This is a genomic window from Microbacterium sp. C-MGS6, from assembly GCF_058140415.1.
Map to the genome: position 1 here is coordinate 2,505,164 of NZ_CM176934.1, position 24,756 is coordinate 2,529,919.

Annotated in this window: 18 protein-coding genes; 2 read left to right on the plus strand and 16 right to left on the minus strand. The window is 71.1% G+C overall.

Annotation, left to right across the window (positions count from 1 at the left end; translation table 11 throughout):
- Positions 1–4 precede the first annotated feature (4 nt).
- The 9 genes from metG to rsmI all read right to left on the minus strand — a co-directional run bounded on the left by metG (position 5) and on the right by rsmI (position 11,101).
- On the minus strand, positions 5–1,582 hold the full coding sequence (gene metG / locus AC3B5L_RS12280) for a methionine--tRNA ligase (protein ID WP_187661996.1): 1,578 nt from the start codon (positions 1,580–1,582) through the stop codon (positions 5–7).
- A gap of 49 nt (positions 1,583–1,631) precedes the next feature.
- Positions 1,632–2,801 (minus strand): glycoside hydrolase family 1 protein, encoded by a 1,170-nt coding sequence (locus AC3B5L_RS12285; RefSeq protein WP_490095816.1) that lies wholly within the window; start codon positions 2,799–2,801, stop codon positions 1,632–1,634.
- A gap of 41 nt (positions 2,802–2,842) precedes the next feature.
- Complete coding sequence (locus AC3B5L_RS12290) at positions 2,843–4,543, minus strand: ABC transporter ATP-binding protein (RefSeq protein WP_490096407.1); 1,701 nt, start codon at positions 4,541–4,543, stop codon at positions 2,843–2,845.
- A 5-nt stretch (positions 4,544–4,548) separates the two neighbouring features.
- A complete protein-coding gene (locus AC3B5L_RS12295) occupies positions 4,549–5,481 on the minus strand; it encodes an ABC transporter permease (protein ID WP_280565617.1) in 933 nt (310 codons plus the stop codon).
- Positions 5,478–6,458 carry an ABC transporter permease gene (locus AC3B5L_RS12300; protein WP_490095817.1) on the minus strand — a complete coding sequence of 327 codons (981 nt, stop codon included), beginning with the start codon at positions 6,456–6,458 and terminating at the stop codon, positions 5,478–5,480. The genes AC3B5L_RS12295 and AC3B5L_RS12300 overlap by 4 nt, the downstream gene beginning before the upstream one ends.
- On the minus strand, positions 6,455–8,119 hold the full coding sequence (locus AC3B5L_RS12305; protein ID WP_490095818.1) for an ABC transporter substrate-binding protein: 1,665 nt from the start codon (positions 8,117–8,119) through the stop codon (positions 6,455–6,457). Before AC3B5L_RS12305 ends, AC3B5L_RS12300 begins: the two co-directional genes overlap by 4 nt.
- Positions 8,120–8,275: 156 nt before the next feature.
- Positions 8,276–9,370 carry a LacI family DNA-binding transcriptional regulator gene (locus AC3B5L_RS12310; protein WP_490095819.1) on the minus strand — a complete coding sequence of 365 codons (1,095 nt, stop codon included), beginning with the start codon at positions 9,368–9,370 and terminating at the stop codon, positions 8,276–8,278.
- Between the two features lie 199 nt (positions 9,371–9,569).
- Positions 9,570–10,283 carry a class I SAM-dependent methyltransferase gene (locus AC3B5L_RS12315; RefSeq protein ID WP_490095820.1) on the minus strand — a complete coding sequence of 238 codons (714 nt, stop codon included), beginning with the start codon at positions 10,281–10,283 and terminating at the stop codon, positions 9,570–9,572.
- Positions 10,280–11,101, minus strand: a complete 822-nt coding sequence (gene rsmI, locus AC3B5L_RS12320; protein WP_490095821.1) for a 16S rRNA (cytidine(1402)-2'-O)-methyltransferase — start codon at positions 11,099–11,101, stop codon at positions 10,280–10,282. The genes AC3B5L_RS12315 and rsmI overlap by 4 nt, the downstream gene beginning before the upstream one ends.
- Positions 11,102–11,197: 96 nt before the next feature.
- Here rsmI and AC3B5L_RS12325 point away from each other — a divergent pair, with 96 nt between their 5' ends.
- A complete protein-coding gene (locus AC3B5L_RS12325) occupies positions 11,198–12,751 on the plus strand; it encodes a dolichyl-phosphate-mannose--protein mannosyltransferase (RefSeq protein ID WP_490095822.1) in 1,554 nt (517 codons plus the stop codon).
- Positions 12,752–12,773: 22 nt separating this feature from the next.
- On the opposite strand, the gene AC3B5L_RS12330 is transcribed toward AC3B5L_RS12325, so the two are convergent.
- From AC3B5L_RS12330 to AC3B5L_RS12360, 7 genes are all read right to left on the minus strand, one after another.
- A complete protein-coding gene (locus AC3B5L_RS12330) occupies positions 12,774–13,253 on the minus strand; it encodes an Lrp/AsnC family transcriptional regulator (RefSeq protein ID WP_144882465.1) in 480 nt (159 codons plus the stop codon).
- Position 13,254: 1 nt separating this feature from the next.
- Complete coding sequence (locus tag AC3B5L_RS12335) at positions 13,255–14,646, minus strand: amino acid permease (RefSeq protein ID WP_292797336.1); 1,392 nt, start codon at positions 14,644–14,646, stop codon at positions 13,255–13,257.
- A complete protein-coding gene (gene hisC / locus AC3B5L_RS12340) occupies positions 14,643–15,731 on the minus strand; it encodes a histidinol-phosphate transaminase (protein ID WP_280565606.1) in 1,089 nt (362 codons plus the stop codon). Before hisC ends, AC3B5L_RS12335 begins: the two co-directional genes overlap by 4 nt.
- A gap of 165 nt (positions 15,732–15,896) precedes the next feature.
- The gene (locus tag AC3B5L_RS12345; RefSeq protein WP_490095823.1) at positions 15,897–17,699 is read right to left on the minus strand and encodes a thioredoxin domain-containing protein; all 1,803 of its coding nucleotides are present in this window, start codon (positions 17,697–17,699) and stop codon (positions 15,897–15,899) included.
- Between the two features lie 73 nt (positions 17,700–17,772).
- The gene (gene msuE, locus AC3B5L_RS12350; RefSeq protein ID WP_490095824.1) at positions 17,773–18,342 is read right to left on the minus strand and encodes an FMN reductase; all 570 of its coding nucleotides are present in this window, start codon (positions 18,340–18,342) and stop codon (positions 17,773–17,775) included.
- 165 nt (positions 18,343–18,507) lie between these two features.
- The gene (locus AC3B5L_RS12355; RefSeq protein ID WP_490095825.1) at positions 18,508–19,344 is read right to left on the minus strand and encodes an aldo/keto reductase; all 837 of its coding nucleotides are present in this window, start codon (positions 19,342–19,344) and stop codon (positions 18,508–18,510) included.
- Between the two features lie 55 nt (positions 19,345–19,399).
- Complete coding sequence (locus AC3B5L_RS12360; protein ID WP_490095826.1) at positions 19,400–20,644, minus strand: heparan-alpha-glucosaminide N-acetyltransferase domain-containing protein; 1,245 nt, start codon at positions 20,642–20,644, stop codon at positions 19,400–19,402.
- 66 nt (positions 20,645–20,710) lie between these two features.
- On the opposite strand from AC3B5L_RS12360, the gene hrpA reads away from it, so the two are divergent.
- Positions 20,711–24,739, plus strand: coding sequence for an ATP-dependent RNA helicase HrpA (gene hrpA / locus AC3B5L_RS12365; RefSeq protein WP_490095827.1), 4,029 nt, complete (start codon positions 20,711–20,713; stop codon positions 24,737–24,739).
- Positions 24,740–24,756: the final 17 nt, after the last annotated feature.

Below are 24,756 nucleotides of genomic sequence, written 5' to 3' on the forward strand. Positions count from 1 at the left end.
GATGTCAGGCCGTGGACTCCACGCGCGGGAACAGCGGCGCGAGGCCGTTGACGCTCGTGCCCGGCTTCAGCACGCCCCAGGCGCCGGCCTCGCGGATCGGCTGGTCCTGCAGGCGGCCGAGGGTCTCCGCGGCGCCGAGGGCGATCCACAGCTTCTCGGTGGACTGCGGCATCACCGGCGACAGCAGCACGGCGAGCGCGCGCAGCCCCTCGGCGCACGTGTAGAGCACGGTGCCCAGACGCTCGCGCTGGTCCTCGTCGCGGGCGAGCGCCCACGGCTCGTTCTCGGTGATGTACCCGTTGAGCGCGTCGACGATGGTCCAGATCGCGGAGATGGCCTCGTCGATGCGGAACTGGCCGATCGCGGCGTCCGCCTTCGTCGCGGCGTCCGCCACGATCTTCTGGATCGCGAGATCCGCCTCGGTGTACGCGGCCGCCGGCGGCACGATGCCCTCGAAGTACTTCTCGATCATCGCGGTCGTGCGCGAGGCGAGGTTGCCGAAGCCGTTCGCGAGCTCGGCCTGGTACCGGGCGGAGAGGTCCTCCCAGGAGAAGGAGCCGTCCTGACCGAACGCGATCGCGGACAGGAAGTAGAAGCGGTACGCGTCGGAGCCGAAGACGTCGGTGATCTCGGTCGGCGCGATACCCGTGAGCTTCGACTTCGACATCTTCTCGCCGCCCACGAGCAGCCAGCCGTGCGCGAACACGCCCTTCGGGACGTCGAGCCCCGCCGCCATCAGCAGCGCGGGCCAGATCACGGCGTGGAAGCGCAGGATGTCCTTGCCGACCACGTGGTAGGCGGGCCAGCGGCGCTCGAAGGTCTCCTCGTCGGAGCCGTAGCCGACGGCCGTGGCGTAGTTGAGCAGCGCGTCGACCCACACGTAGATGACGTGCGACTCGTCCCACGGCAGCGGGATGCCCCAGTCGAAGGTCGAGCGGGAGATCGAGAGGTCCTTGAGGCCCTGGCTCACGAACGAGACGACCTCGTTGCGCGCCGAGTCGGGCCGCACGAAGTCGGGCTCGGTCTTGTAGAGCTCGAGCAGGCGGTCCTGGAACTCGCTGAGCTTGAAGAAGTAGTTCTTCTCCTGCAGCAGCTCGAGCGGCTTCGAGTGGATCGCGCAGACCTTCAGCCCCTCGAACGGACCCGTGCCGTCGACGATCTCCGATTCCGGCTTGAACTCCTCGCAGCCCACACAGTAGAGCGCCTCGTACTCTCCCGCGTAGATGTACCCGCGGTCGTACAGGCGCTGGAAGAACGTCTGCACGTTCGCCTCATGCCGCTCCTGAGTGGTGCGGATGAAGTCGTCGTTCGCGACGTCGAGGGTCTTCAGCAGCGGGAACCAGCTCTCGCTGACGAGCTTGTCGACCCATTCCTGCGGGGTGACGCCGTTCGCCGCCGCGGCCCGCAGCATCTTCTGACCGTGCTCGTCCGTGCCCGTGAGCATCCATGTGTCGTCCCCCGCCTGACGGTGCCACCGCGCGAGGGTGTCGACGGCCACCGTCGTGTACCCGTGGCCGATGTGCGGCACATCGGAGGGGTAGTAGATGGGCGTGGTGATGTAGAAGGAGTCGCCAGCGGGCATGGGGACAATTCTAGGTGCCCCCATGCCCGTGGTTACGCCGTGCGGCTCGTCAGAGCCCATTGCGGCGGGCGACCTCGCCGAGCCAGGCCAGCGAGGGCTTCGGGAACCGCTCGAAGGTCTCGTGTTCGAAGCCGATGAGACCGAACGTCGGCCGGAATCCGCTCGCCCATTCGTAGTTGTCCAGCGCGCTCCAGTGCTGGTAGGCGCGGACCTCGATGCCGTCGCTGATGGCGCGGTGCAGCCCCTCCAGCGCCCCCTGCGTGTAGGCGATGCGCCGGGTGTCGTCGGCCGTGGCGATGCCGTTCTCCGTGACGAGCACGGGCACGCCGCCGCTGCGCTCCCACGCGCTGCGCACGCCCAGCTCGAGGGCCTCGGGGAAGAACTCCCAGCCCGTGAGTGTCGTCTCCACATCCGGCGACACCGGCAGCGGACCCTCCGGACCGATGAACGTGCGCGTGTAGGCCTGCACGCCCACGAAGTCGTCGCCGGCGGACTGCTCCAGGTACCAGTGGTCACGCGGGTCGCCGTACGTCGCGAGCATCTCGTCCGCGCCGGGCTCGCCTGTGGAGTGGAACGCCTGGGTGGCGATCGTCCACCCCGCCTGCACCCCGGGCACCGTGTGCAGGATCTCGGACGCGCGCCGGTGGGCCGTCAGCAGGGTGTCCGCGACGCCGAGGTCGGGGTTCGGGAGGCCGTAGGCGACGAGGTTCGCCGCGTCCTCTCCCCCGGCGAGCATCGCCGCGATGTTCGGTTCGTTGATCGTGCACACGTAGCGCACCCCGTCGAGGATCGGCAGCACCGTCTCGACGTAGCGGGAGAACAGGTCCACCGCGTCGTCCGCACGCCAGAAGCCGTCCTTCTGAAACCACTGCGGCACCGTGAAGTGCATGAGGGTGACCGTCGGGTCCAGACCGTTCTCCCGCGCGGTGTCGATCATGCGGCGGTAGTGGTCGAGCATCGCCCGGGAGACGAACCCGCGCTCCGGCTCGATCCGCGCCCACTCGACCGAGAAGCGATAGGAGTTCAGCCCCGCCTCGGCGAGCAGCCGCATGTCCTCCGGATACCGGTGGAAGTGGTCGGCGGCGTCACCGGAGGGCTCGACCATGGTCGAGTCCGGCGCGTGTTCCATCGCCCACCAGTTGCTCGTGGTGTTGTTGCCCTCCACCTGGTGGGCGGCCGTTGCAGCGCCCCAGAGGAAGCCGTCGGGGAATGCGAGCACGGATGCGCTCCTCTCTCTTTCTTGCAGTCGTTCGGCGCGCGTCAGCGGGCGCGGGCGGGGTTCGGCACGGCGTCGAGCAGTTCGACCGTGTACGGGTCCTCCGGATGCTGCAGCACCTGGGAGGTCTCGCCCCGCTCGACGACGCGGCCGCTGTTGAGCACGAGGATGTTCTCGGTGACCAGACGCGCGCTCAGCAGATCGTGCGTGATGTAGAGCATGCTGATGCCCCACCGTTCGCGGAGGTCCTCCAGCAGCGCGAGCACGCCGGCGCGGAGCGACACGTCGAGCATCGACACCGGCTCGTCCGCGATCAGCACCTGCGGGTCGCTCGCGAGCGCCCTGGCGATCACGACGCGCTGCCGCTGCCCGCCGGAGAGCTGGTGCGGCAGCTTGGCGGCGAACTGCTCGACGGGCGTCAGACCCACCGTCTCCAGCAGTTCGAGCACACGGGCCCTGGCCTCCGCCCCGCGCAGCCTCGTGTAGTTCACGACCGGACGGGTCAGCGCGTACTCGACGGTGTGCAGCGGGTTCAGGGCCGCATACGGATCCTGGAACACCATCTGCACGTCCTTGCGGAGGTCGCGGAGGCCCCGACGCTTCAAGGACGCGACGTCGGTATCGCCGAACCGGATGCTGCCGGAGGTCGGCTTCTCGACCCCGGTGAGCATCTTCGCGATCGTCGACTTGCCCGAACCCGACGCGCCCACGAGAGCGAGAGCCTCCCCCGGTTCCAGCCGGAACGACACGTCGTCGACCGCGACGACGGGATCCTGTCCGCGTCGCGGAGCCGGATAGCGCTTGGAGACGCCCTCCACCACGATCGCAGCGTCGGCGCGGCGGGCGTCCCGCGGCGACACCGTCGGCAACGTCTCGGTGACGTCCGTGCGGCTGCGCCCCTCCCGGCGACGGGTGCCGAGATCGACGAACCCGGGGATCTCGATCTTCTCGGCGCGCGGGTCGGCGTAGTGGCTCAGCAGCATCCGGGTGTACTCGTCCTGCGGACGGTGCAGGATGTCCTGGCTGGAGGCATCCTCCACGATGCGGCCCTCGTGCATGACCATCACCCGGTCGGTCGCCTCGAGGACGATGCCGAGGTCATGGCTGATGAGGATCGCCGTGAACCGCTCGGACCGCTGCAGCTCCCGGATCGTGTCCATGACCGCGTGCTGGACGAGCACGTCGAGCGCCGTGGTGGGCTCGTCGAACACCATCAGCTGGGGTTCGAGCGAGAGGGCGAGGGCGATCGAGGCGCGCTGCCGCATGCCGCCGGAGAGCTCCCCCGGGTACCGGTCGAGCACCTCCGGCTTCAGCCCCACCTTGCCGACCAGCTCCCGCGCCCTGGCCTCGCGTTGCTCCGCGGGCACATGGCCGTGCGCGGCGAAGATGTCGCGGAAGTGGTTGCCCACGGTCCGCACGGGGTTCAGCGCATTCATGCCGGACTGCAGCACCATCGCGAAGCCGCCCTGCCGCTGACGCCGCAGCTCCTCGGCGTCGAGCTCGCGGATGTCGCGGCCGTCGAAGAGGATGCGTCCGCCGCTGATGCGCGCCGGCGGCTTCTGCAGCCGCGTGAGCGCGAAGCCGAGCGTGGACTTTCCCGACCCGGACTCGCCGACGAGCCCGACGAACTCGCCGCGCCGGAGCGCGAACGACACGTCGTGCACGGCCGACACCGGCACCTGCCCCGGGGAGGCGTACTCCACGGACAGCGACTGGACGTCGAGGAGGATGTCGTCGTGCTCCATGGCGCTCATCGGCCCTTCCCTTCGCGGAGGCGCGGATTGGAGATGCCGTCCACGCCGAAGTTGATGAGTGTGAGGCTGAGGGCGAGCAGCGCGATGCACAGACCGGGCGCGAACAGCAGCAGCCACTGGCCGGTGAGCAGGGAGTTCGAGTTCTGCGCCCAGTAGAGCATCGTGCCCCAGCTGACGATGCTGGAGTCGCCCAGCCCGAGGAACTCCAGCCCCGCCTCGGCGAGGATCGCCGCCGTCGCCGCCCCGAAGAGCGTCCCGGCGATGATCGACGTCATGTTCGGCAGGATCTCCCGGAAGACGATGCGAGCCCTGCTGTCGCCGGAGAACTGCGCCGAGGTGACGAAGTCGTTGCCGCGGAGGGACTGGGTCTGGCTGCGCAGCACGCGCGCACCCCACGCCCATCCGGTCACGACGATCACGGCGATGATCATGAGGATGCCGCCGTTCTGCAGGTAGGCGGCGATCACGATCATCAGCGGAAGGCCGGGGATCACGAGGAAGAGGTTCACGATGAACCCGACGACCTCGCCCGCGAAGCCGCGCATGTAGCCCCAGCTCAGTCCGATGAGCACGGCCACGATCGTGGAGAGGAGCCCCGCCGCGAAGCCCACGAGGAGGCTGACCTGCGCTCCGTAGATGAGCTGGCTGAGCACGTCCTCCCCTGCGGCGGTCGTGCCGAGCCAGTGCTCCCACGAGGCGTCGGCGTTCCGCGGGAAGCCGTTCTCCTTCGGCCCGTAAGGGGCCAGGAGCGGGGCGAACACGGCGACGAGCACGAAGAACGCGAGGAGGCAGAGGCCGATGCGGGCCTTGCCGTTGGACCACAGGGTGCCGACCATGCGGCCGAAGGCGCGCCAGGGGCTGGGCGCCGCGATGCGGTCGGTCGGGACCTTGACGGTCACGGTGCTGGGGGTGGGGTTCGGGGTCGTCATCGTCGAGTCCTCGGGTCGAGAACCCCGTAGAGGATGTCCACGAGGAAGTTGGCGATGAGCACGCTCACGGTGATCATCAGGAAGAGCGCCTGCATGAGCGGGTAGTCCTGCCCGATCACGGCGTTGAACAGCAGGTAGCCGATGCCCGGGTATCCGAACACCTGCTCGACGAGGATCGAGCCGCCCACCACGCCGCCGAGCGTGAGCCCGAAGCCGGTGAGGTTCGGCAGGATCGCGTTGCGGGCCGCGTAGCGGAGGGCGATGGTGCGACCGCGGAGGCCGTTCGCCTCGCCGAAGGTGATGTAATCCTCGCCGAGCGTGTTGATCATCGCGTTGCGCATGCCGATGATCCAGCCGCCGAGGGAGGTGAGCAGGATCGTCAGCGCGGGCAGGAACGCGTGCCGGACGAGGTCGACGATGAAGTCCCAGGTGAACCCCGGGGTGGTCGTCGCCGAGTAGGCGCCGGTGGTCGGGAACCAATGCAGCACGTAGCCGAGGAAGAACAGCAGCAGCAGCGCCGTCCAGAAGTACGGGAACGTGCTGAGGAACGACCCGGTCAGCGTCGGCAGCGAGTCCAGCCACGTGCCACGCCGCCAGGCGGCCATCACGCCGATCAGCGTGCCGATCACGAACGCGAGGATCGTGACGATGCCGACGAGGCCGAGCGTGTAGGGCAGCGCGGTGGAGACCATGCTCGACACGGTCTGCGGGTAGAACGTGTACGAGACGCCGAAGTCGAGCCGGACGACCTGGCCGAGGTAGTCCACGTACTGGTCCCACATCGAACCGGTCGGCACCCCGAGCTGGGCCTCGATCGCGGCGCGCGTGGCGTCGGAGACCGGACCGTTCTGGGAGAGCTTAGCGATCGCGGCGTCGGCGGGAGAGCCGGGCATCAGGCGGGGCAGGAAGAAGTTCAGGGTGATCGCGGCCCACAGGGTGAGCACGAACAGGCCGATCTTCTGGAGGACGTACTTCACTGGTCTCCCCCGTCCGTGCGCTTCAGGTGGGTGAAGATCCCCAGGGGCGCCGAGTCGTAGTTCTGCGGGATCATGTACGGATCGTCCGCGGAGGGCCAGCCGGTGAACTTCGCGTCGTTGAACAGGCCCCAGATCCCGCCGTAGTACATGCCGATCACGGGGACCTCCTCGTACACGATGCTCTGCAGCTCGTGCACGAGCTCGGTCTGGCGGTCGGGATCGATCGTCGCGCGAAACTCCTCCAGGAGGGCGTCGGCCTCCGGCGAGCGGTAGCGCTCGAAGTTGTTGGTGGTCACCTCGCCGGTCGGCACGTAGAAGTCGCTGGAGAGCAGGCTGTTGTAGGCCTGGTACACGTCGCCGTTGCCCATGCCGCCGATCGCCATCTCGAAGTCGCCGGTGCCGATCGCGCTCTGGTAGCCCGCGGGCTGCGGGAGCTTGAGCGACACCTTGACGCCGATGTCTGCCAGCTGCCGCTGCACGGTCTGAGCGGCGCGCGTCCAGTCGGAGAAACCGTTGGCGGTGGTCAACGAGAACGCGAGCTGCTCGCCGTCCGGGCCGACGAGCTGGTCGCCCTGCAGGGTGTACCCGGACTCGGCGAACGCCGCGAGCGCGGCATCCCGGTCCTGCGCGAGCATGCCCTGATCGGGGATCTCCGGGTCGAGATACTGCTCCTGGTTGGGCAGGATGAGCCCGGTCTGCCCTGCGGGCTGCATGTACCCCTCGGAGGCGGTCTCCGCGATCTCCTCCCGGTCGAGCGCGAGCGCGATGCCGCGGCGGACGTTCACGTCGTCGAAGGGCGCGACCTCGAGGTTCGGCACGAGCGAGATGACGCCGCCCGGCGGGAACCACCAGGTGTTGTCGGGACTCGCCGCTCCCCAGGTGCCCTCGACGTCGGAGATGAAGGAGTAGGCCCAGTCGTAGCCGCGGGTCACGGTGTCGAGCTGCGTGTTCGTGGCGGGCAGGATGATGTGCTCGATCTCGATCCTGTCCGCCTGCCAGTAGTCCGGGTTGCGGTCCATCGAGTACTGCTGGTCGTTGTAGTTGCCGAGCACGAACGGCCCGGTACCGACCGGCTCCTCGTTGCGCCAGGTGGCCGGGTCCTTCACATCCGCCCACAGGTGCTCGGGGACGATCATGGTCTGCCCGAGGATCGAGAGCGAGGGCGCGTCGTCGCTCTGCAGGTGGAACACGATGTCGTCGCCGTCGATCTCGATGCGGTCGATGTGCTGCCACGCGCCCTTGATGTCGAGCGAGGGCTCGTCCTTGATGAGCTGGAACGTGAACGCCACGTCCTCCGGGGTGAGCGCCTCGCCGTCGCTCCACTCGACGCCGTCGCGGATCGTCATCACGATCGTGCGGGCGTCGGGCTGGGTCCACTCGGACGCGAGCCACGGGGTGAGTTCGCCGTCGAGCGGGTTCACCAGGATGAGCGGCTCGTAGATCCACCGCGAGGCGGTCCTGGTGTTGGTGAGGTAGGGGTTGAAGTTCTGCGTGAAGAACGGGTTTCCCTTGTCGGCGTTGATGAGCATCGTGTCGTCGCCGATCGACGGGTCGGGCTGCGAGCTGATCTGGATGCTGCAGCCGCTGAGCGCGACCGCTGCGGCCGCGAGCCCCACGACGGCGGCCCGGCGCCAGCGTCGGAAGGTGTGCGTCTCTGCCACTGGATGACCTCATGTCGTCTCTGTCATGAAGGGCGCCCCGGGGGATGGGGAGTCCTGCCGGCCGAAGCCGTACACCAGATTGTAAGCGCATACATTTTGAATCGGCAACCCCATGATGAGCCAGGGGGTCCTCCGGGGCGGCGCGGTCGCGGCGACTCAGGCCGGGCGCGTGGAGCTCTCGCGGAGGAGGATCTGGAGGGGCAGACGCGTGGTGAGCGGCGGGGCGTCCGGCTGCTCCAGCCGTCGCGCGAGCACCTGCACGGCCGCGCGTCCGAGCTCGATCATCGGCTGCCGGATCGTGGTCAGCGGCGGCGACACCAGGGTCGCCGCCTCGATGCCGTCGAACCCCGTCACGAGCACGTCGTCCGGCACCTGCACGCCCGCAGCACGGAACACGTCCATCGCCCCGAGGGCCATCTGGTCGTTGGCGGCGATGAGCGCGGCGGGCACGCAGTCGCGCGTGAGTTCCTGCCCGGCCCGGCGCCCGGAGGCCCGTGTGAAGTCGCCCCGCAGCACGCGCACCGCTGCCGGATCACGCCCCGCTGCGGCGAGCGCGGTCGACACGCCCTCCCACCGTTGCTCCGCGTCCGGCGAGTCGGCCGGCCCGGCGAGGAACGCGATCTCCCCCTCCCCGACCTGCGACAGCACATGGCGGGTCAGCTCCCCCATCGCCTCGGCGTTGCTCACCGTGACATGGTCGTAGGCATCGCCCCGCGGCGGCCCGGACAGCACGACCACCGGGATACGCCGCCCCAGCCGCGCCAGCACCTCGTCCGGCACGCTGCGGGCGAGCACCATGAGTCCGTCCACCCGGCCGGCCATGTCGCGGACGGTCGAGCGGTCGGGGTCGTCACGTCCGACGCCCACCATGAGCACGAACCCCTGCTTCCACGCCTCCAGCTCGGCCCCCCGGAGGACTTCATCGAGGAACAGCATCGAGGAGTGCGGCGGGTCGGCTTCGTCCGACACGACCGTGAACGGCGGGCGAGCAGCGGCGGACAGCACGTCGAGGGGCGGGGCGTCCTCGGCGGCGTCGAACTGGGGGAAGTACAGCCCCAGCACCCCCGTCCGACGCTCGGCCAGACCCCGCGCACTGCCGCTGGGGACGTAGCCCAGCGCGGCGACCGCGTCGAGCACCCGCTCTCGGGTCACCGGACGGACGGCCTCCGGCGAGCGCAGCACACGCGAGACGGTCGCGATCGACACTCCGGCGCGCTCGGCGACGTCGTACACCGTCGCGGCCTTGCTCACGCGTGCTCCTCTCCCCCGCGGTGGTGGTTCCGGTTCCGGTTCCGGTTCCGGTTCTGGTTCTGGTTCTGTCAGCGTAGGACAGTCTCCCCCGGTGCCCCCGTCCTCTCCCGCGCGCGGGCGCAGATTCGCGTCGGTGTCGCACGGATGGTGCCAGAACCTGCGACACGGTGCAGATCTGCGACGCCGGGCTGGGGCCGGATCAGGAGCGGAGGGCGAGGAGGGCGCCGTGGGGGCGGGAGCTGATCTCGCCGGGCTCTCGCTCGCGGGCCTCGGACCACTGCAGCTCGAGGCCGGCGGCGGCGAGCAGCGGGGACAGGGCCTCGGCGGTCCAGAAGAACGCGGGTGCGACCGCATGAGCGAAGGCCGCCCGGGGTTCGCCGACGAAGTATCCGAGGAGCAGGCTCCCGCCGGGGGCGAGAACCCGAGCGAACTCGGCGAACACCTCCGTGAGCTCGGCCGGAGGCGTGTGGATCACGGAGTACCACGCGAGGATGCCGCCGACCGTGCCCGATGCCTGCGGCAGCGTCCGGAACGACCCGCGATGGAACGTGAGGTGCGGATACCGAACCCTCGCCCCGTGGATGAAGGCGGCGGAGAGGTCGATCCCCTCCACCTCGCGTCCGGTATCGGGCCCCGCGCCGTCGTCTCCGCGGAGGAAGGCCGTCCAGTGACCCGGACCGCACCCCACGTCGAGCAGCATCCCCGGAGTCTCATCGCTCCAGCGGCGGATGAGCTCGCGGTCGCGCGGATCCATCAGCCCCAGGTCCCCCGCGACCTCGAGGTACTCCGCGGCCCTCTCGTCGTAGGCTCGCGCGACGGACTCCCCGTCGGCGGGAAGTCGCAGATCCGGACCCGCGTCGCACGCCTCCCCGGAATCCCTGCGACCGGGGTGCGGATCTGCGACCGGAGTCACCGTGACCGCGCCGCGAGGGCGGCCTGATACAGGTCTCGGGAGGACAGGCCCGTCAGGGCCGCGACCTCGGAGGCCGCGTCCTTCAACCGGGTGCCGTCCGCGACCAGGGCCTGCACCTGAGCGAGGGCGTCCTCCGGCGAGGCCTCCCGCCGCGGCGCACCCTCGACGACCACGACGATCTCGCCCTTCACCCCGTCGGCGGCCCAGGCTGCGAGCTCGGACGCGGTGCCGCGACGGACCTCCTCGTACAGCTTCGTCAGCTCCCGGCACACGGCGATCCGGCGGTCTGCACCGAAGGCGGCCCCCATGTCGGTCAGGGTCGTCGCGAGGCGCGAGGGCGACTCGAAGAACACCATCGTGCGGGGCTCGGCGGCGAGGGCGGAGAGGGTCGCCCGGCGCTCCCCCGGCTTCCGCGGCAGGAACCCCTCGAAGGCGAAGCGGTCCGTGGGAAGCCCCGAGATCGCCAGGGCCATGAGCACCGCGCTGGGTCCGGGAATGGCGGTCACCGTGACCCCCTGCGCCACGGCCTCGGCGACGAGACCGTATCCCGGATCGCTCACGGTCGGCATCCCCGCGTCGCTCAGCACCACGAGGTCGGTCTCCGCGGCGAGCGCGGCCAGCTCCGCGGCCTTCTGCTTCTCGTTGTGGTCGTGCAGCGCGATCAGCCGGGGCCGGTTGTCGATCTTCAGGGCCTGCAGGAGTCGCTGCGTCGTGCGGGTGTCCTCCGCGACGACGATCTCCGCGTTCTCCAGCACCTCCACGAGTCGCCGCGACGCATCGCCCAGGTTTCCGATCGGGGTCGCGGCGAGGATGATCACCCGCCCAGCTTAGGCGTGGGTCTGAGTCGGGGCCGTCGGAGCGGACCGGTGCCTGCATACCGGAGGCACAGGGCGGAGTGTGTCTAGGCTGGACCGGTGACCGCGCCCGAGCCCCTGCTGCCCGCCCCCGAGGAGCGGCTCACGCGCTACGAGCGGCTCCGCGACCGCGTGCTGCACGCCCCGGACTGGGGCCGGGCGATGGGCTGGCTGGCCCCGCTGCTGATCACCGCCCTCGCCGCGGTGCTGCGCCTGGCGAACGTCGGCCATCCCCATCAGCTCGCCTTCGACGAGACCTACTACGTCAAGGACGCCTGGTCGCTGTGGAGCCTCGGCTACGAGGGGGTGTGGGGAGAGAACGCGAACGATGCGTTCATCACCCTGCAGGAGCTCCCCCTGACGAACAAGGGTGCGTTCATCGTGCACCCGCCGCTCGGGAAGTGGCTGATCGCGCTGGGCATGGCCATCGGCGGACCGGACAACAGCGCCGGCTGGCGTCTCGCGACCGCCGTGCTCGGCGCAGCATCCGTGCTGCTGGTCTACCTCATCGCCCGACGTCTGACCGGTTCGGTCGTGGCGGCGACCGTGGCCGGCACGCTCCTCGCGATCGACGGCCTCAGCATCGTGATGAGCCGGATCGCGCTGCTCGACGGCATCCTCACCTTCTTCGTGCTGCTGGGCGTGCTGTTCGTGCTCATCGACCGCCAGCACACGATCCCGCTGCTCGAACGTCGGGATCCGGACGACGAGGATCCGCTGTGGGGACCGATCCTGTGGCGCCGTCCGTGGCTCGTCGCCGCGGGTCTCGCGCTCGGCGCCGCCTCGGCGGTGAAGTGGTCGGGACTGTACGTGCTCGCGGGCTTCGGCCTCTACGTCGTGATCACCGATGCCCTCGCCCGGCGCCGCGGCAGGGTCGTCGTATGGCCGGCATCCGCGGTCTTCCGGCAGGGGCCGGTGTCGTTCGTGCTCCTCGTCGTCCCCGCGCTCGCGGTGTACCTCGCGAGCTGGACCGGATGGCTGGTGACGGCGAACGGCTACGACCGCGGCAGCGATCCGAACCCGCTCGTCGCGCTGTGGAACTACCACGAGGCGATGCTCGGCTTCCACGTGGGCCTCACCCGAGGACACCCGTACGCGAGCCCGGCGTGGGAGTGGCCCTTCCTGCTCCGCCCGACGGCGGTGTGGGTGGACAGCGACCCCACCGGCTGCGGCGTCGACCACTGCATCGGCGTGATCTCGGCGATCCCCAACCCGCTCATCTGGTACGGCGGCGTCGCGGCCAGCGTGTACCTGCTCTACCGCCTCATCCGCGGCTGGATCACCCGACAGCCGGTCGGCCCGGCCCTGAGTCTTCCGCTCGTGGGGCTCGCCGTCACCTACCTCCCCTGGCTGATGTTCCCTGAGCGGACGATCTTCCAGTTCTACACGGTCGTGATGATGCCGTTCCTCGTGCTCGCGCTCACCGTCACGCTGCGGATCATCGCGGGGCGCCGCGAGGATCCGCTCGTGCGCCGCCAGTCCGGAGAGCGGACCGTCCTGATCTTCCTCGGCGTCGTCGTCCTCGTCTCGGCGTTCTTCCTGCCGCTGTGGACGGGGATGAGCGTGCCGTACGACTTCTGGCGCCTGCACAACTGGCTGCCCGGCTGGGTCTGACCCGCCGCGCCGTGACCCCCGGTCAGGGGATCTCGTCGGCCACGTGCTCCACGAGCGGGAGCACGCGACCGGAGAGGTGGGTGCGCATGGCGATCGAGGACGCCGTCCGCGCGACGCCCGGCACCAGGGCGACCCGGTCCAGCACCTCCTGGAGCCGGGTCGCGTCGCGCGCGACGAGCCGGAGCTGCATGTCGCTCGCGCCGGTCACGGTGTGCATGTCGACGATCTCCGGCACCGCGTCTGCGAGGGCCGTCGCCACATCGTCGTGCCCGACCTTCTGATCGATCTCGACGAGGCAGAACGCCACGACGCCGTAGCCGAAGCCGGCGGGGTCGATGCGCGGCACGATCGCCTCGATCACCCCGCCCTCGTGCAGCCGCGCGAGGCGGCTGGTGGCCGTCCCTCGCGCGATGCCCAGCCGGCGCGCGCACTCGAGGAGAGGCAGCTGCGGCGACTCCGTCAGCAGCCGGATCAGCGCGGCGTCGAGGCGATCGATCCGCACGTCACTCCCTGACGATGCCGGGGCGGGAGACACCCCGCGTCAGGCGGGCGACGACGAGCAGCACCGCGGTGAGCCCGAGCGTGAGCAGCAGCTGGATGCGCGCGGCCGGGTCGATCATCGCGAGCGCGATCACGGCGGCCAGCAGCACCAGGCACAGCCACGACACCCAGGGGAAGCCCCAGAGCCGCATGGGCATCGCCTCACCGGCACGGTCGGCCCGCCGTCGCAGCACGATCTGCGAGATCGCCGTCGCCGTCCAGATCACCAGCAGGGTCGACCCCACGACGTTCAGCAGCGCCGGGAGCACGACGTCCGGGAACGCCCAGTTCAGTCCGACGGTGACGAACCCGAAGGCCACCGAGGCGAGCACCGCGACGAACGGGACGCCCTTGAGGCTCGTCCGGGTGACGGACAGCGGCGCCAGTCCCCGCTCCCCCAGCGAGTACGCCATCCGGGAGGCGCCGTAGATGTTGGCGTTCATGGCCGAGAGCAGCGCGATCACCACGATGAGGTCCATCACGAGACCGACGCCCGGGATGTTCAGCGTGTCCAGCACGGCCGAGAACGGACCGGCCTGCACGGCGGGGTCGTCCCACGGGAGCACCGCGACGATGACGAAGATCGAGCCGACGTAGAAGATGAGGATGCGCACGAGCACCTCGCGCACGATCCGGCGGATGTTCCGCGCGGGGTCGTCGGACTCGGCCGCGGCGATCGCCACGACCTCGGTGCCGCCGAACGCGAAGACGACGATGAGGAGCGCCGCCGCGATGCCGGTGATCCCGTGCGGGGCGAAGCCGCCCTCGTCCACGAGGTTCGAGATCCCCGTCGCCGGCACACCGGGGATGAGTCCGACGATCGCGCACACGCCGACGACGAGGAAGGCGATGATCGCGGCGACCTTGATCGCCGCGAACCAGAACTCGAAACGGCCGTAGTTGCGCACGCCGAAGAGGTTCACCGCGGTGAGGGCGACGACGAAGACCAGCACCCAGACCCACGCGGGGATCCCGGGCACCCAGTTCGCCACGATCCCGGCCGCGCCGGTCGCCTCGGCGGCGATCACGACGACCAGCTGGATCCAGTACAGCCAGCCCACCGCGCTTCCGGCGCTGCGCCCCATGGCCTTCTGGGCGTAGGAGCTGAAGGCGCCGGAGCTCGGGCGGGCCGCGACCATCTCGGCGAGCATCGCCATCACGAGCACGACGATGCCGCCCGCGACGAGGTAGGAGATCAGCACGGCGGGTCCGGCGATGCTGATCGCCTGCCCTGAGCCGACGAACAGCCCCGCGCCGATCGCGCCGCCGAGCCCCATCATGGAGATCTGGCGGCGGGTGAGGCCCGGGTGCAGGCCCTTCGTGGTCGTCGTGGTGACGGGGACCTCCGTGGTCATGCGCCCACCTCCATCAGGTCGGAATCGTGGTCGGAGGTCGCGGCGGCGAGGGCGGCTTCGACCCGGTCGATGTCAGCGGCGGAGCCGGATGAGATGCGGATGCCCTCGCCGGGGAAGGCCCGGGCGACGACACCCCCTGCGTGCAGGAGGGCGTCGAGGTCGGCGGTGCGGTCCCCCGCGGGAACCCAGACGAAGTTGGCCTGCGAGCGGACGGCGGGCCAGCCGGCCGCCGTGAGCACGGTGTGCAGCCGATCGCGCTGCGCCACGACCTCGTCGATGCGGGCGCCGAGCTCGTCCTCCGCAGCGAGGGAGGCGAGAGCCGCGGCCTGGGCGAGGTCGGTGACCCCGAACGGCACGGCCACCTTGCGCTGCGCCTCAGCGATCGCGGTGGGGGCGATCGCGTAGCCGATGCGGAGGCCGGCCAGGCCGTACGCCTTGGAGAACGTGTGCAGCACCGCGACGTGCGGGTGCCGACGGAACAGCTCGATCCCGACACCGCGGCTGTCCGTGCGGTCGAAGTGCACATAGGCCTCGTCGATGACGACGAGGACGTCGTGCGGCACCGCGGCGACGAAGCGCTCCAGCGCCTCGGCGTCGACGACGGTGCCGGTCGGGTTGTTGGGGTTGCACACGAACACGAGACGCGTGCGCGGGGTGATCGCGGCGCGCATCGCGTCGAGGTCGTGTCCGTGGTCGGCGTCCAGCGGCACGGCGACAGGCGTGGCGCCCGCGATCCGGACGAGCGAGGGGTACGCCTCGAAGGACCGCCATGCGAAGACGACCTCGTCGCCCTCGCCGGCGACCGCGTGGATGAGCTGGGCGGCGATCTCCACCGACCCGGCGCCGACGGTCACCTGGGCCGGGTCCACGGCGTACCGGGCGGCGAGCGCCTCCCGGACCGCGGAGGCGCTCATGTCCGGGTAGCGGTGGATGCCGGCGACCCGGTCCTGCACGGCCTGCACGACGGAGGGCAGCGGCGGGTGCGGCGACTCGTTCGAGGAGAGTTTGGAGGCACCGGCCGGGGCGGAGCGCCCCTGTCGGTAGGCGGGCACGGCGTCGAGGCCGGCGCGGGCGGAGAGGGTCATCGTCAGAGCATCCTTGCTGTGATCCGAGAGGGGTCGCGTCACCCTAGAACGGATGGCAGGCGCTGGGCAAACCGTGCACTCGAAGCTGCGCATCGCGCGCAATCGAACGCCACCTGGGTGCCGCACGCTAGGCAGATTGCACACCCCTGCTCCGGGGAAGGGCGCTCACCGTGCGTGCGACACCGCGGCCGGATCGCTCACCGGCAGGCGGCACACGAAGGCGCGGCAGTCGTAGGCGCGCTCGGCTGTCGCCTCCTTGCCGTCGAACAGTTCGAAACCCGCGGTGGCGAACGCCGCGGCCTGCGCCGGGCTGACGACGACGATGACATCGGCATCGGCTCCGCGTGCCGCGGCGGCGAGCGCTCCCCCGGGGTCCTCCGTGACCACGACGAGCTGCCGCGGGGCTGCGGCGAGTCCGGCGGCGACCCGGAGCAGGCTGCCGTGCGCGAAGGGCTGGGCGAGCGCCCGGGAGGCGAGCGCCTCCACCCGCTCGGCCGCCGCCGCGCGGTACCGGTCGCCCGCTCCGAGCCGCCAGGCGGTGAGCGCGGCCTGCGCGACCGCCGCCGTGTCCGAGGGGAGGTCTCCGTCGGTGTGATCGGGCGAGGCGGCGATGCCCTGCGCGCGGAGCAGCGGGTCGTCTCCCCCGGCTCCGTCCAGCACCTCGTCGAGGAGGTCCCGTCCCGTGACCGCGGGAGCGACGTCGCCGGTCGCCGCCGCCAGGGCGAACAGGCCGTCGGCGAGGAGGGCGAGGTCGGCCGCAGTGGCCACCGCGGCGGAGGCCCGGCCGTCCAAGGACGCCCGCACGAGAGCGCCGTCGGCACCGCGATTGGTGCGGAGCACGGCGTCGGCGGCGTCCGCGGCGGCGGCGACCCACGCGTCCTCGCCGAGCGTCGCACCCGCCCTGGCGAGTGCCGCGACCGCGAGGCCGTTCCATCCCGTGATGACCTTGTCGTCCACCGCCGGCGGCTCCAGCGTGGCGCGCTCCGGGACCGGGCGGAGGTAGTAGCCGCCCTCGCTGCGGGCCCCGTCGATCCACGACTCGGAGTCCTGAGCGGCGCCGAAACCGCCGCCCTCCCGCCGCAGCGTGCCGAGCAGGAAGCGGGCGATTCCGCGGGCGGTCTCCTCGTCGCCGGTGTCGAGCGCGACCTCGAGAAGCTGGGCGTTGTCGGTCAGCATGCGCTCGTAGTGCGGCACCGTCCAGTCGCGCCGGGTCGCATAGCGGAAGAACCCGCCGTCGGCATCCCGCAGAGCAGAGCCCGCCATCGCCGTGAGCGCGCGCTCGGCTGCTGCCGCGGCCTCCGGCGCGGCCTCGCGGACGAGGGGCTGCTGCAGGAACCGCAGGGTCGTGGCCACCGGGAACTTGGGAGCTCCGCCGAAGCCGCCGAACTCGCTGTCCTCCCTGGCGGCGAGTCCGCGGGCGGCCTCGGCGAGCGCGGCGGTGTCCGGGAGGGTCGAGGGCGTGGCCTGCGCAGCCTCTGCGAGGGCTGCCGTCACCGCGTCCGCGGACTCCTCGGCCTGCGCGCGGCGCGTCGTCCAGGCCTCGCGCACGGCGGCCAGCACATCGCGGAACGCCGGCATCGGCGGTCGCGCCTCGGGCGGCCAGTACGTCCCCGCGTAGAACGCGCGACCGGCGGGGGTGGTGAACACCGTGAGCGGCCAGCCGAGGTTCTGCGTGAACGCGGACGCGGCGGCCATGTAGGCCCCGTCGACGTGCGGATGCTCCTCGCGATCGACCTTCACCGCGACGAATCCCTCGTTGATGCGGGCGGCGGTCTCGGGGTCAGCGAACGACTCGCGTGCCATCACATGACACCAGTGACAGGTGGAGTAGCCGATCGAGATCAGCATCGGCACGTCTCGGCGGCGGGCCTCGGCGAACGCCTCTTCCCCCCACGGGTACCAGTCGACGGGGTTGTCGGCGTGCGCCCGAAGGTACGGGCTGAGGGTGTCGGCGAGACGGTTCGTCATGTCCCCACGCTACGCCGGGGAGACAGGCTACGGGTCGGCCGTCGATCGGCTCGCCGGGACCGGCAGCTCCGGGTCAGCCGACGAGCAGCTCCGCGGGGCGGGTCGCGGTGTAGCCGACGAGCGGGAGGGCTCGCTCGGCGGCCAAGGCGATGCGCGCGCGCAGCACGTCGGTGGCCACCTCGTAGCCGTCGAAGTCCGTGGCGCTCGCGTACACGCCGAGGGGCAGCGTGAGCGCCTGGAAGAAGGCGAAGAGCGGCCGGAGCTGGTGCTCGATCATGAGGGCGTGCCGCTCGCCGCCGCCGGTCGCGGCGAGGAGCACGGGCGTGCCGACGAGCGCGTACTGGTCCACGAAGTCGAACAGGTGCTTGAACAGCCCGGTGAACGAAGCGCGGTACACCGGGCTCCCCACGATGAGGAGGTCGGCGGTCTCGATCGCCTGCAGGTGCACCTCCACCTCCGGCGGGAGCTGGTCACGGGTGAGAGCACCCGCGAGCGACGGCCCGATCTGCGTGAGCTCGATCAGCTGCGCCTCGACGGGGGCACGCTCGGCGACCGCGGCGGTGATCGATCGGAGGAGGGCGGTGGTCTTGCTCGGCTCGTGCAGGGAGCCCGAGACGGCGACGACGCGGAGCGGAGCTGTCATGCGCTCGACGGTACCCACGCGGACGCCCCGTGTCGCGCGAAGCGACACGGGGCGTCATGTGGAACGGAGACGAGCCGCGGGCCGCGGGCTCGGGAGCAGGGCTCCGGTCAGTGCGGGCTCGGTGACGGCGTCAGTGCCGAGCCCGCGGCCGGTATGAGGGCGGGATCAGTTGACCTCGTCCGGGTGCGAGCCGACGCGACCGGACCCGTCGAGCGGGTCGAGGGCGTCGATCGCGGCGATCTCGGCGTCGGTCAGCTCGAAGCCGAACACGTCGAGGTTCTCCCGCAGGCGCTCCGGGCGCACCGACTTCGGGAACACGATGATGCCCTTCTGCAGGTGCCAGCGGAGGACGGCCTGCGCGGGCGTCACGCCGTGGGCGGCGGCCGCATCCGCGACCGCCGGAGTGCCGAAGAGGTCGTACTTGCCCTGGCCGAGCGGACCCCACGCCTCGACGCGGACGCCGTTTGCCTCGGCCCAGGCGACCTCCTCGCGGCGCTGGTACGCCGGGTGCAGCTCGATCTGGTTCACGGCCGGGACGACGCCGGTCTCCTTCACCGTGCGCTCCAGGTGCGGGACGAGGAAGTTCGAGACGCCGATGCTACGGGTCAGGCCCGCGTCGCGCAGTTCGATGAGCTTCGCGAACGCGTGGACGTAGTCGTCCTTCGCCGGAGTGGGCCAGTGCACGAGGTACAGGTCGACCTGCTCCAGGCCGAGCTTCTCAAGGCTCTCGCCGATGGCGGCGCGGGGCTCGTCGTCGTGATGACGGTCGTTCCACAGCTTCGTGGTGACGAAGAGCTCCTCGCGCGGGATGCCGGAGGACGCGATGGCAGCGCCCACGCCCTCCTCGTTGCCGTAGATCGCGGCAGTGTCGATGTGGCGGTACCCGATCTCGAGGGCCTCGCTCACCGCCTTCTCGGTCTCTGCCGGCGGCACCTTGAAGACGCCGTAGCCCAGCTGGGGGATGGAGTTGCCGTCGTTCAGTTCGAGTGCAGGAATGGTCATCCCCCCAGCCTAGGACCTGTGATGACAGGCCTGCCCGTGCGGATGACGAAAAGCGTCAGCGCCGAGGGACCGCGGCCATCGCCGCGGCCCCCTTACCGACGAGGCGCTCCAGGGGACCGCGTCCGACGAACATCGCCCACAGCGTCGTCACCACCAGGAGTGCCATGGCTGTGAGCCCCCAGAACGAGTTGTCCGCGATGAAGCCGCCAGGGCCCGCGACGAGGACGACGGAGACGACGTGCAGGCTGTATGCCGTGAGTGGCATGGATCCCAGAGCGCCGAGCGGCAGCAGCGGCCAGCGCAGCGGGCGGCTCAGGAGCAGGCACAGCGCGATCACCGCCAGGGCGAACCCGCCGGAGCCCAGGATCTCGGCGGTGCCACCGCTGTGCGGGTCGACGGCGAAGACGGCGCGGACCACGGAACCGAGCGGATCGCTCGCGGCGAGAGCCTCGGGGTAGCTCTCCCAGCCGGACGGCGGCATCACGTCGTCCGGGATGAACGACGACAGACTCTCGGCGGGAAGGCTGTCCAGGCTCTCGCTGGGAAGGCTGTCCAGGCTCCCGCTGCCGGAGTCCTCGCTCGTCGAGGAGACGATCGATTCCGTCCCGCCCAGCCCCGCGCCCGCGCCGAGGGCGCCCAGGCCGTAGCCGATCGCGGCGAGGACCACCCCGACGACGAGGGCGACGACGGCCGTGCGCACCTCCTGCACGCGGAGCCGGCCCAGGGCCATACCGCCCAGCACGAGAGCCAGCCACACGGTGATCGGATAGGTGCCGTAGAGCACGAACCCGATGCCCGCGCCGAACGGCTGCAGCGCCACCGCGCTGATCAGGGCGAGCACCGCCGGACCGGCGAGCGCGAGGACGGCGGCGCCGAGGAGCAGCTGCCGGGGCCGCCACCGCAGCACGGGGATGACCGCGACGTAGAGCAGCCCGTAGAGCGTCAGGATCACGGCGATCGGGGTGTTGAGGAGCTCCAGCGCCAGGCCGATCACGAAGATCACGGCGCCGCGTCCGACGAGATTCAGGCGGATGCCGGGGAGACGCTCCCGCTCCGGCAGCACGTCGCGCCCCGTCATGAGCGCGATGGAGACGCCGGCGAGCAGCGCGAAGAGGATCGAGGAACGACCGTGCACGAGGTCCGTCCACGTGGTGGGGTCGCCCCAGTCGAAAGCGTCGGTCGTGCCGACGTGGGCGCCGGCCATTCCCAGGATCGCCAGCCCCCGTGCGACATCGAGGCCGAGGATGCGCGGCGGCCGACCGAACTCGCGGAACCAGCGCACGGGGCGCAGAGCAGTCATCACCCGATGATCGTATGCGGCGATCGCGGCGGCTCCGGTGTGCATCCCGGCATACGATGGAGGGCTATGTCCTCCCCTGTGATCTCCTATCCCCCGGAGCTGCCCGTCAGCGCCGCCAGGGACGAGATCGCCGATGCCATCCGGGACCACCAGGTCGTCATCGTCGCCGGCGCGACCGGATCGGGGAAGACCACGCAGCTGCCGAAGATCGCGCTGGAACTGGGCCGCGAGCGCATCGCCCACACCCAGCCCCGGCGGCTGGCCGCCCGCACGATCGCGGAGCGCGTGGCCGAGGAACTGCGGGTCGAGCTCGGCACGCTCGTCGGCTACAAGGTGCGCTTCACCGACAAGGTCTCCGACGAGACGCGCATCGCCCTGATGACCGACGGGATCCTCCTCAACGAGATCCACCGCGACCGCCTGCTGACGCGCTACGACACGATCATCATCGACGAGGCCCACGAGCGGTCCCTCAACGTCGACTTCCTGCTCGGCTACCTCGCCCGCATCCTCCCGCAGCGCCCGGACCTGAAGGTGATCATCACCTCCGCCACGATCGATCCAGAGAGCTTCGCGCGGCACTTCGCCGCGGCCGACGGCACCCCCGCTCCGGTCATCGAGGTGTCGGGGCGCACCTATCCCGTCGAGATCCGCTATCGCCCGCTCGTCGACGAGGACGCGGAGCAGGACGCCGCCGGCGAGCCGGAGGACGAGGTGAGCGCGATCGTCACGGCGCTCCGCGAGCTCGACCGGGAGGCCCCGGGCGACGTGCTCGTGTTCCTGCCGGGCGAAGCGGAGATCCGGGACGCGGCTGACGCGGTGCGCGCCGCATACGCCAAGGACCGTTCTCCCACCGAGGTCCTCCCCCTGTTCGGCCGGCTCTCCGCCGCGGAGCAGCACCGGGTGTTCGAGCGCAGCACCGTGGCCGGCGTCCGTCGCCGCGTGGTGCTCGCGACGAACGTGGCCGAGACGAGCCTCACGGTGCCCGGCATCAAGTACGTCATCGACACCGGGACGGCCCGCATCTCCCGGTACAGCAACCGCTCGAAGGTGCAGCGGCTCCCCATCGAGGCCATCTCGCAGGCCTCGGCGAACCAGCGCTCCGGTCGCGCCGGCCGCACGAGCGACGGCATCGCCATCCGCCTGTACTCGGAAGAGGACTACGCGCGGCGCCCCGAGTTCACCGAGCCCGAGATCCTGCGCACCTCGCTCGCCTCCGTCATCCTGCAGATGCTCGCGCTCGGCTTCGGCGACATCACCGCGTTCCCCTTCCTCACCCCGCCCGACTCCCGGGGCGTGAAGGCGGCGTTCGACCTGCTCACCGAGCTCGGCGCCCTTCGACAGGCTCAGGGACCGGACGACGGTCCCCGGCTCACCCGCATCGGGCGGGACATCGCCCGGATGCCGATGGACCCCCGGTTCGCGCGGATGCTCATCGAGGCCGGCCCTTCGACGGGCTCAGGCCCTTCGACAAGCTCAGGGACCCAGCGGGGTGCGGGCCCTTCGACAGGCTCAGGGACCCAGCGGGGTGCAGGCCCTTCGACAGGCTCAGGGACCCAGGGGGCGGTGCTGCGGGACGTGCTCGCGATCGTCGCGGGGCTGTCCATCCAGGACGTGCGGGAGCGACCGGAGGAGCGGCGCGAGGAGGCCGACCGGCTGCACGCGCGCTTCGTGGACCCGACGAGCGACTTCCTCACCCTCCTGAACCTCTGGAACCACCTGCGCGAACAGCAGCGGGAGCTCGGCTCCAGCGCGTTCCGGCGCCTGTGCCGCAGCGAGCACCTCAACTACGTGCGGGTCCGCGAGTGGTTCGACGTGCATCGGCAGCTCCGGACGCTCGTCAAGAGCCCCGATCGCGGGGCGGAGCCGAGTGGCGCGGCCGATCCGGATGCCATCCACCGCGCGCTGCTGTCCGGCCTGCTGTCGCAGATCGGCGTCCTCGACGAGCGCACCGCCCCCGCGGGGAAGGCCCACTCTCCCGCGAAGGACGCCCGCCGCCGGATCACGGAGTACCGAGGCGCGCGGGGTATCCGGTTCTCGATCTTCCCGGGCTCGGGGCTGCGCAAGAAGAGCCCCCGGGCGGTCATGGCGGCCGAGATCGTGGAGACCTCCCGCACCTTCGCCCGCACCGTCGCCGCCATCGACCCCGCCTGGGCCGAGCCCCTCGCCGGCGACCTCGCGAAGCGTCAGGTCACCGAGCCGCACTGGTCCAAGGACGCCGGAGCCGCGGTGGCGTTCGAGAAGGTCACGCTGTTCGGGGTCGAGATCATCCCGCGCCGGCGCGTGCAGTTCGCCCGCATCGACCGGGCCGCCTCGCGCGAGCTCTTCGTCCGTCATGCGCTCGTCGAGGGCGAGTGGGACCCGTCCCGGATCGACAAACGGGTCAGCGCGTTCTGGCGCAGCAACGCCGAGCTCCGCCGCCGCCTGGAGAAGCTCGAGGAGCGTGAGCGGCGCCGCGACATCCTGGCCGGCGACGAGGCCGTCTTCCGGTTCTACGACGAGCGCATCCCCGCCGAGGTGTTCGACGTGCGGTCGTTCGAGAGGTGGTGGCGCGAGGCGCTGACGACGACGCCGAAGCTGCTCGTGATGCGCGAGAGCGACCTCATCGACGACGAGGACCGCGCCGACCAGCGCGAGTTCCCGACCCGGTGGACGCAGGGCGACCAGGTGCTCGGCCTCGCGTACCGGTTCGAGCCGGGTGCCCCCGATGACGGCGTGAGCGTCGTGCTGCCGCTACCGCTGCTCGCCCAGATCGAGGATCGCGGCTTCGACTGGCAGGTGCCGGGGCTCCGCGCCGAGCTCGTCACCGGACTCCTGCGCGCGCTGCCCAAGGCCATCCGCCGCCACGTCGTCCCCGCCGCCGACTGGGCGGAGAAGTTCGGGGCGGCGCTGGCCGACGAGGGTCCGGAGGTGCACGGCGGCCTCCCCCCGCGCACCCTCAAGGAAGCGCTCGCGCGGCTCGTGCAGCCGCTCGCGAACCAGGTGGTGACGGCCGCGGACTTCGATGACGAGCGGGTGCCGGCGCACCTGCGCATGAACTTCCGCGCCGTGGACGAGCGGGGACGGGTGGTCGGGTCAGGGCGTGATCTCCGGGCGCTGCAGGCCGAGCTCTCCGACCGCGCGCGCAGCAGCGTCGCCCGCTCCATCGCCCGCCCCGGGCGTGCGGAGGCACCGGGGCCGCGCGGGGCGGAGCGCGTGGCCGCGGCTCCGGTCGAGCAGACCGGGCTGACGGCGTGGACGTTCGGCGACCTCCCGGCGGTCATCGACACCAAGGTCGCGGGCGGCGTCGTCCGCGGGTATCCGGCGATCGTCGATGCCGGCAAGAGCGTGTCGGTGCGGGTCGAGGCGACTCCGGACGCCGCGGCCGCCGCCACGCGCGACGGCGTGCTCCGTCTCGTCCTGCTCGCGGTGCCCTCGCCGTCCTCGTACGTGCAGCAGCACCTCACCAGCCAGGAGAAGCTCGCCCTCGCCGCCTCGCCCTATCCGTCGGCGGCCGCGCTCATCGAGGACTGCCGAGCCGCCGTCGCCCGTCGCGTGATCGACGCGTCGACCGGCGCCGACGGCCAGGACCGTGGCGTCGTGCGCACCGAGGCCGAGTTCGCCCGGGTCCGCGACGCCGTGTCCGCCGTGCTCGTCGACGAGCTCTTCGCCTGCGTCTCCCTCGTCGCCCGCATCCTCACGAAGGCGCGGGAGGTGGAGCGCGGCATCAAGTCCCAGAACTCGCTGGCGCTGCTCGGCCCGCTGAACGACATCCGCACCCAGCTCTCCGGACTGCTGCACCCCGGCTTCGTCGCGGCCGCGGGTGTCGACCGACTCGCCCACTTCCCCCGGTACCTCGACGGCATGATCGACCGGTTGAAGACCCTGGCGAACGAGCCGGGCAAGGACCGCGCACGGATGACGGAGTTCGAGCGGATGGCGGTGCTGTTCGCGGACGCCGGCGGCACGATCCCCCTCGCGCCCGACGCTCCCCCCGCGATCGTCGAGGTGCGCTGGCTGCTGGAGGAGTACCGGGTCAGCGTCTTCGCTCAGCGTCTCGGCACCGCGCAGCCGGTGTCGCCGCAGCGGATCACCAAGGCGCTCGCGGGGAAGTGACCCCCGCCGGGTAGCCT

Excerpts from the sequence above, each read along its gene's own strand:
- metG (WP_187661996.1), bottom strand. The coding sequence starts at position 1,582 with ATGCCCGCTGGCGACTCCTTCTACATCACCACGCCCATCTACTACCCC.
- AC3B5L_RS12290 (WP_490096407.1), bottom strand. The coding sequence starts at position 4,543 with ATGGAGCACGACGACATCCTCCTCGACGTCCAGTCGCTGTCCGTGGAG.
- AC3B5L_RS12295 (WP_280565617.1), bottom strand. The coding sequence starts at position 5,481 with ATGACGACCCCGAACCCCACCCCCAGCACCGTGACCGTCAAGGTCCCG.
- AC3B5L_RS12335 (WP_292797336.1), bottom strand. The coding sequence starts at position 14,646 with ATGACCACGGAGGTCCCCGTCACCACGACGACCACGAAGGGCCTGCAC.
- hisC (WP_280565606.1), bottom strand. The coding sequence starts at position 15,731 with ATGACCCTCTCCGCCCGCGCCGGCCTCGACGCCGTGCCCGCCTACCGA.
- AC3B5L_RS12345 (WP_490095823.1), bottom strand. The coding sequence starts at position 17,699 with ATGACGAACCGTCTCGCCGACACCCTCAGCCCGTACCTTCGGGCGCAC.
- msuE (WP_490095824.1), bottom strand. The coding sequence starts at position 18,342 with ATGACAGCTCCGCTCCGCGTCGTCGCCGTCTCGGGCTCCCTGCACGAG.
- AC3B5L_RS12355 (WP_490095825.1), bottom strand. The coding sequence starts at position 19,344 with ATGACCATTCCTGCACTCGAACTGAACGACGGCAACTCCATCCCCCAG.
- AC3B5L_RS12360 (WP_490095826.1), bottom strand. The coding sequence starts at position 20,644 with ATGACTGCTCTGCGCCCCGTGCGCTGGTTCCGCGAGTTCGGTCGGCCG.
- hrpA (WP_490095827.1), top strand. The coding sequence starts at position 20,711 with ATGTCCTCCCCTGTGATCTCCTATCCCCCGGAGCTGCCCGTCAGCGCC.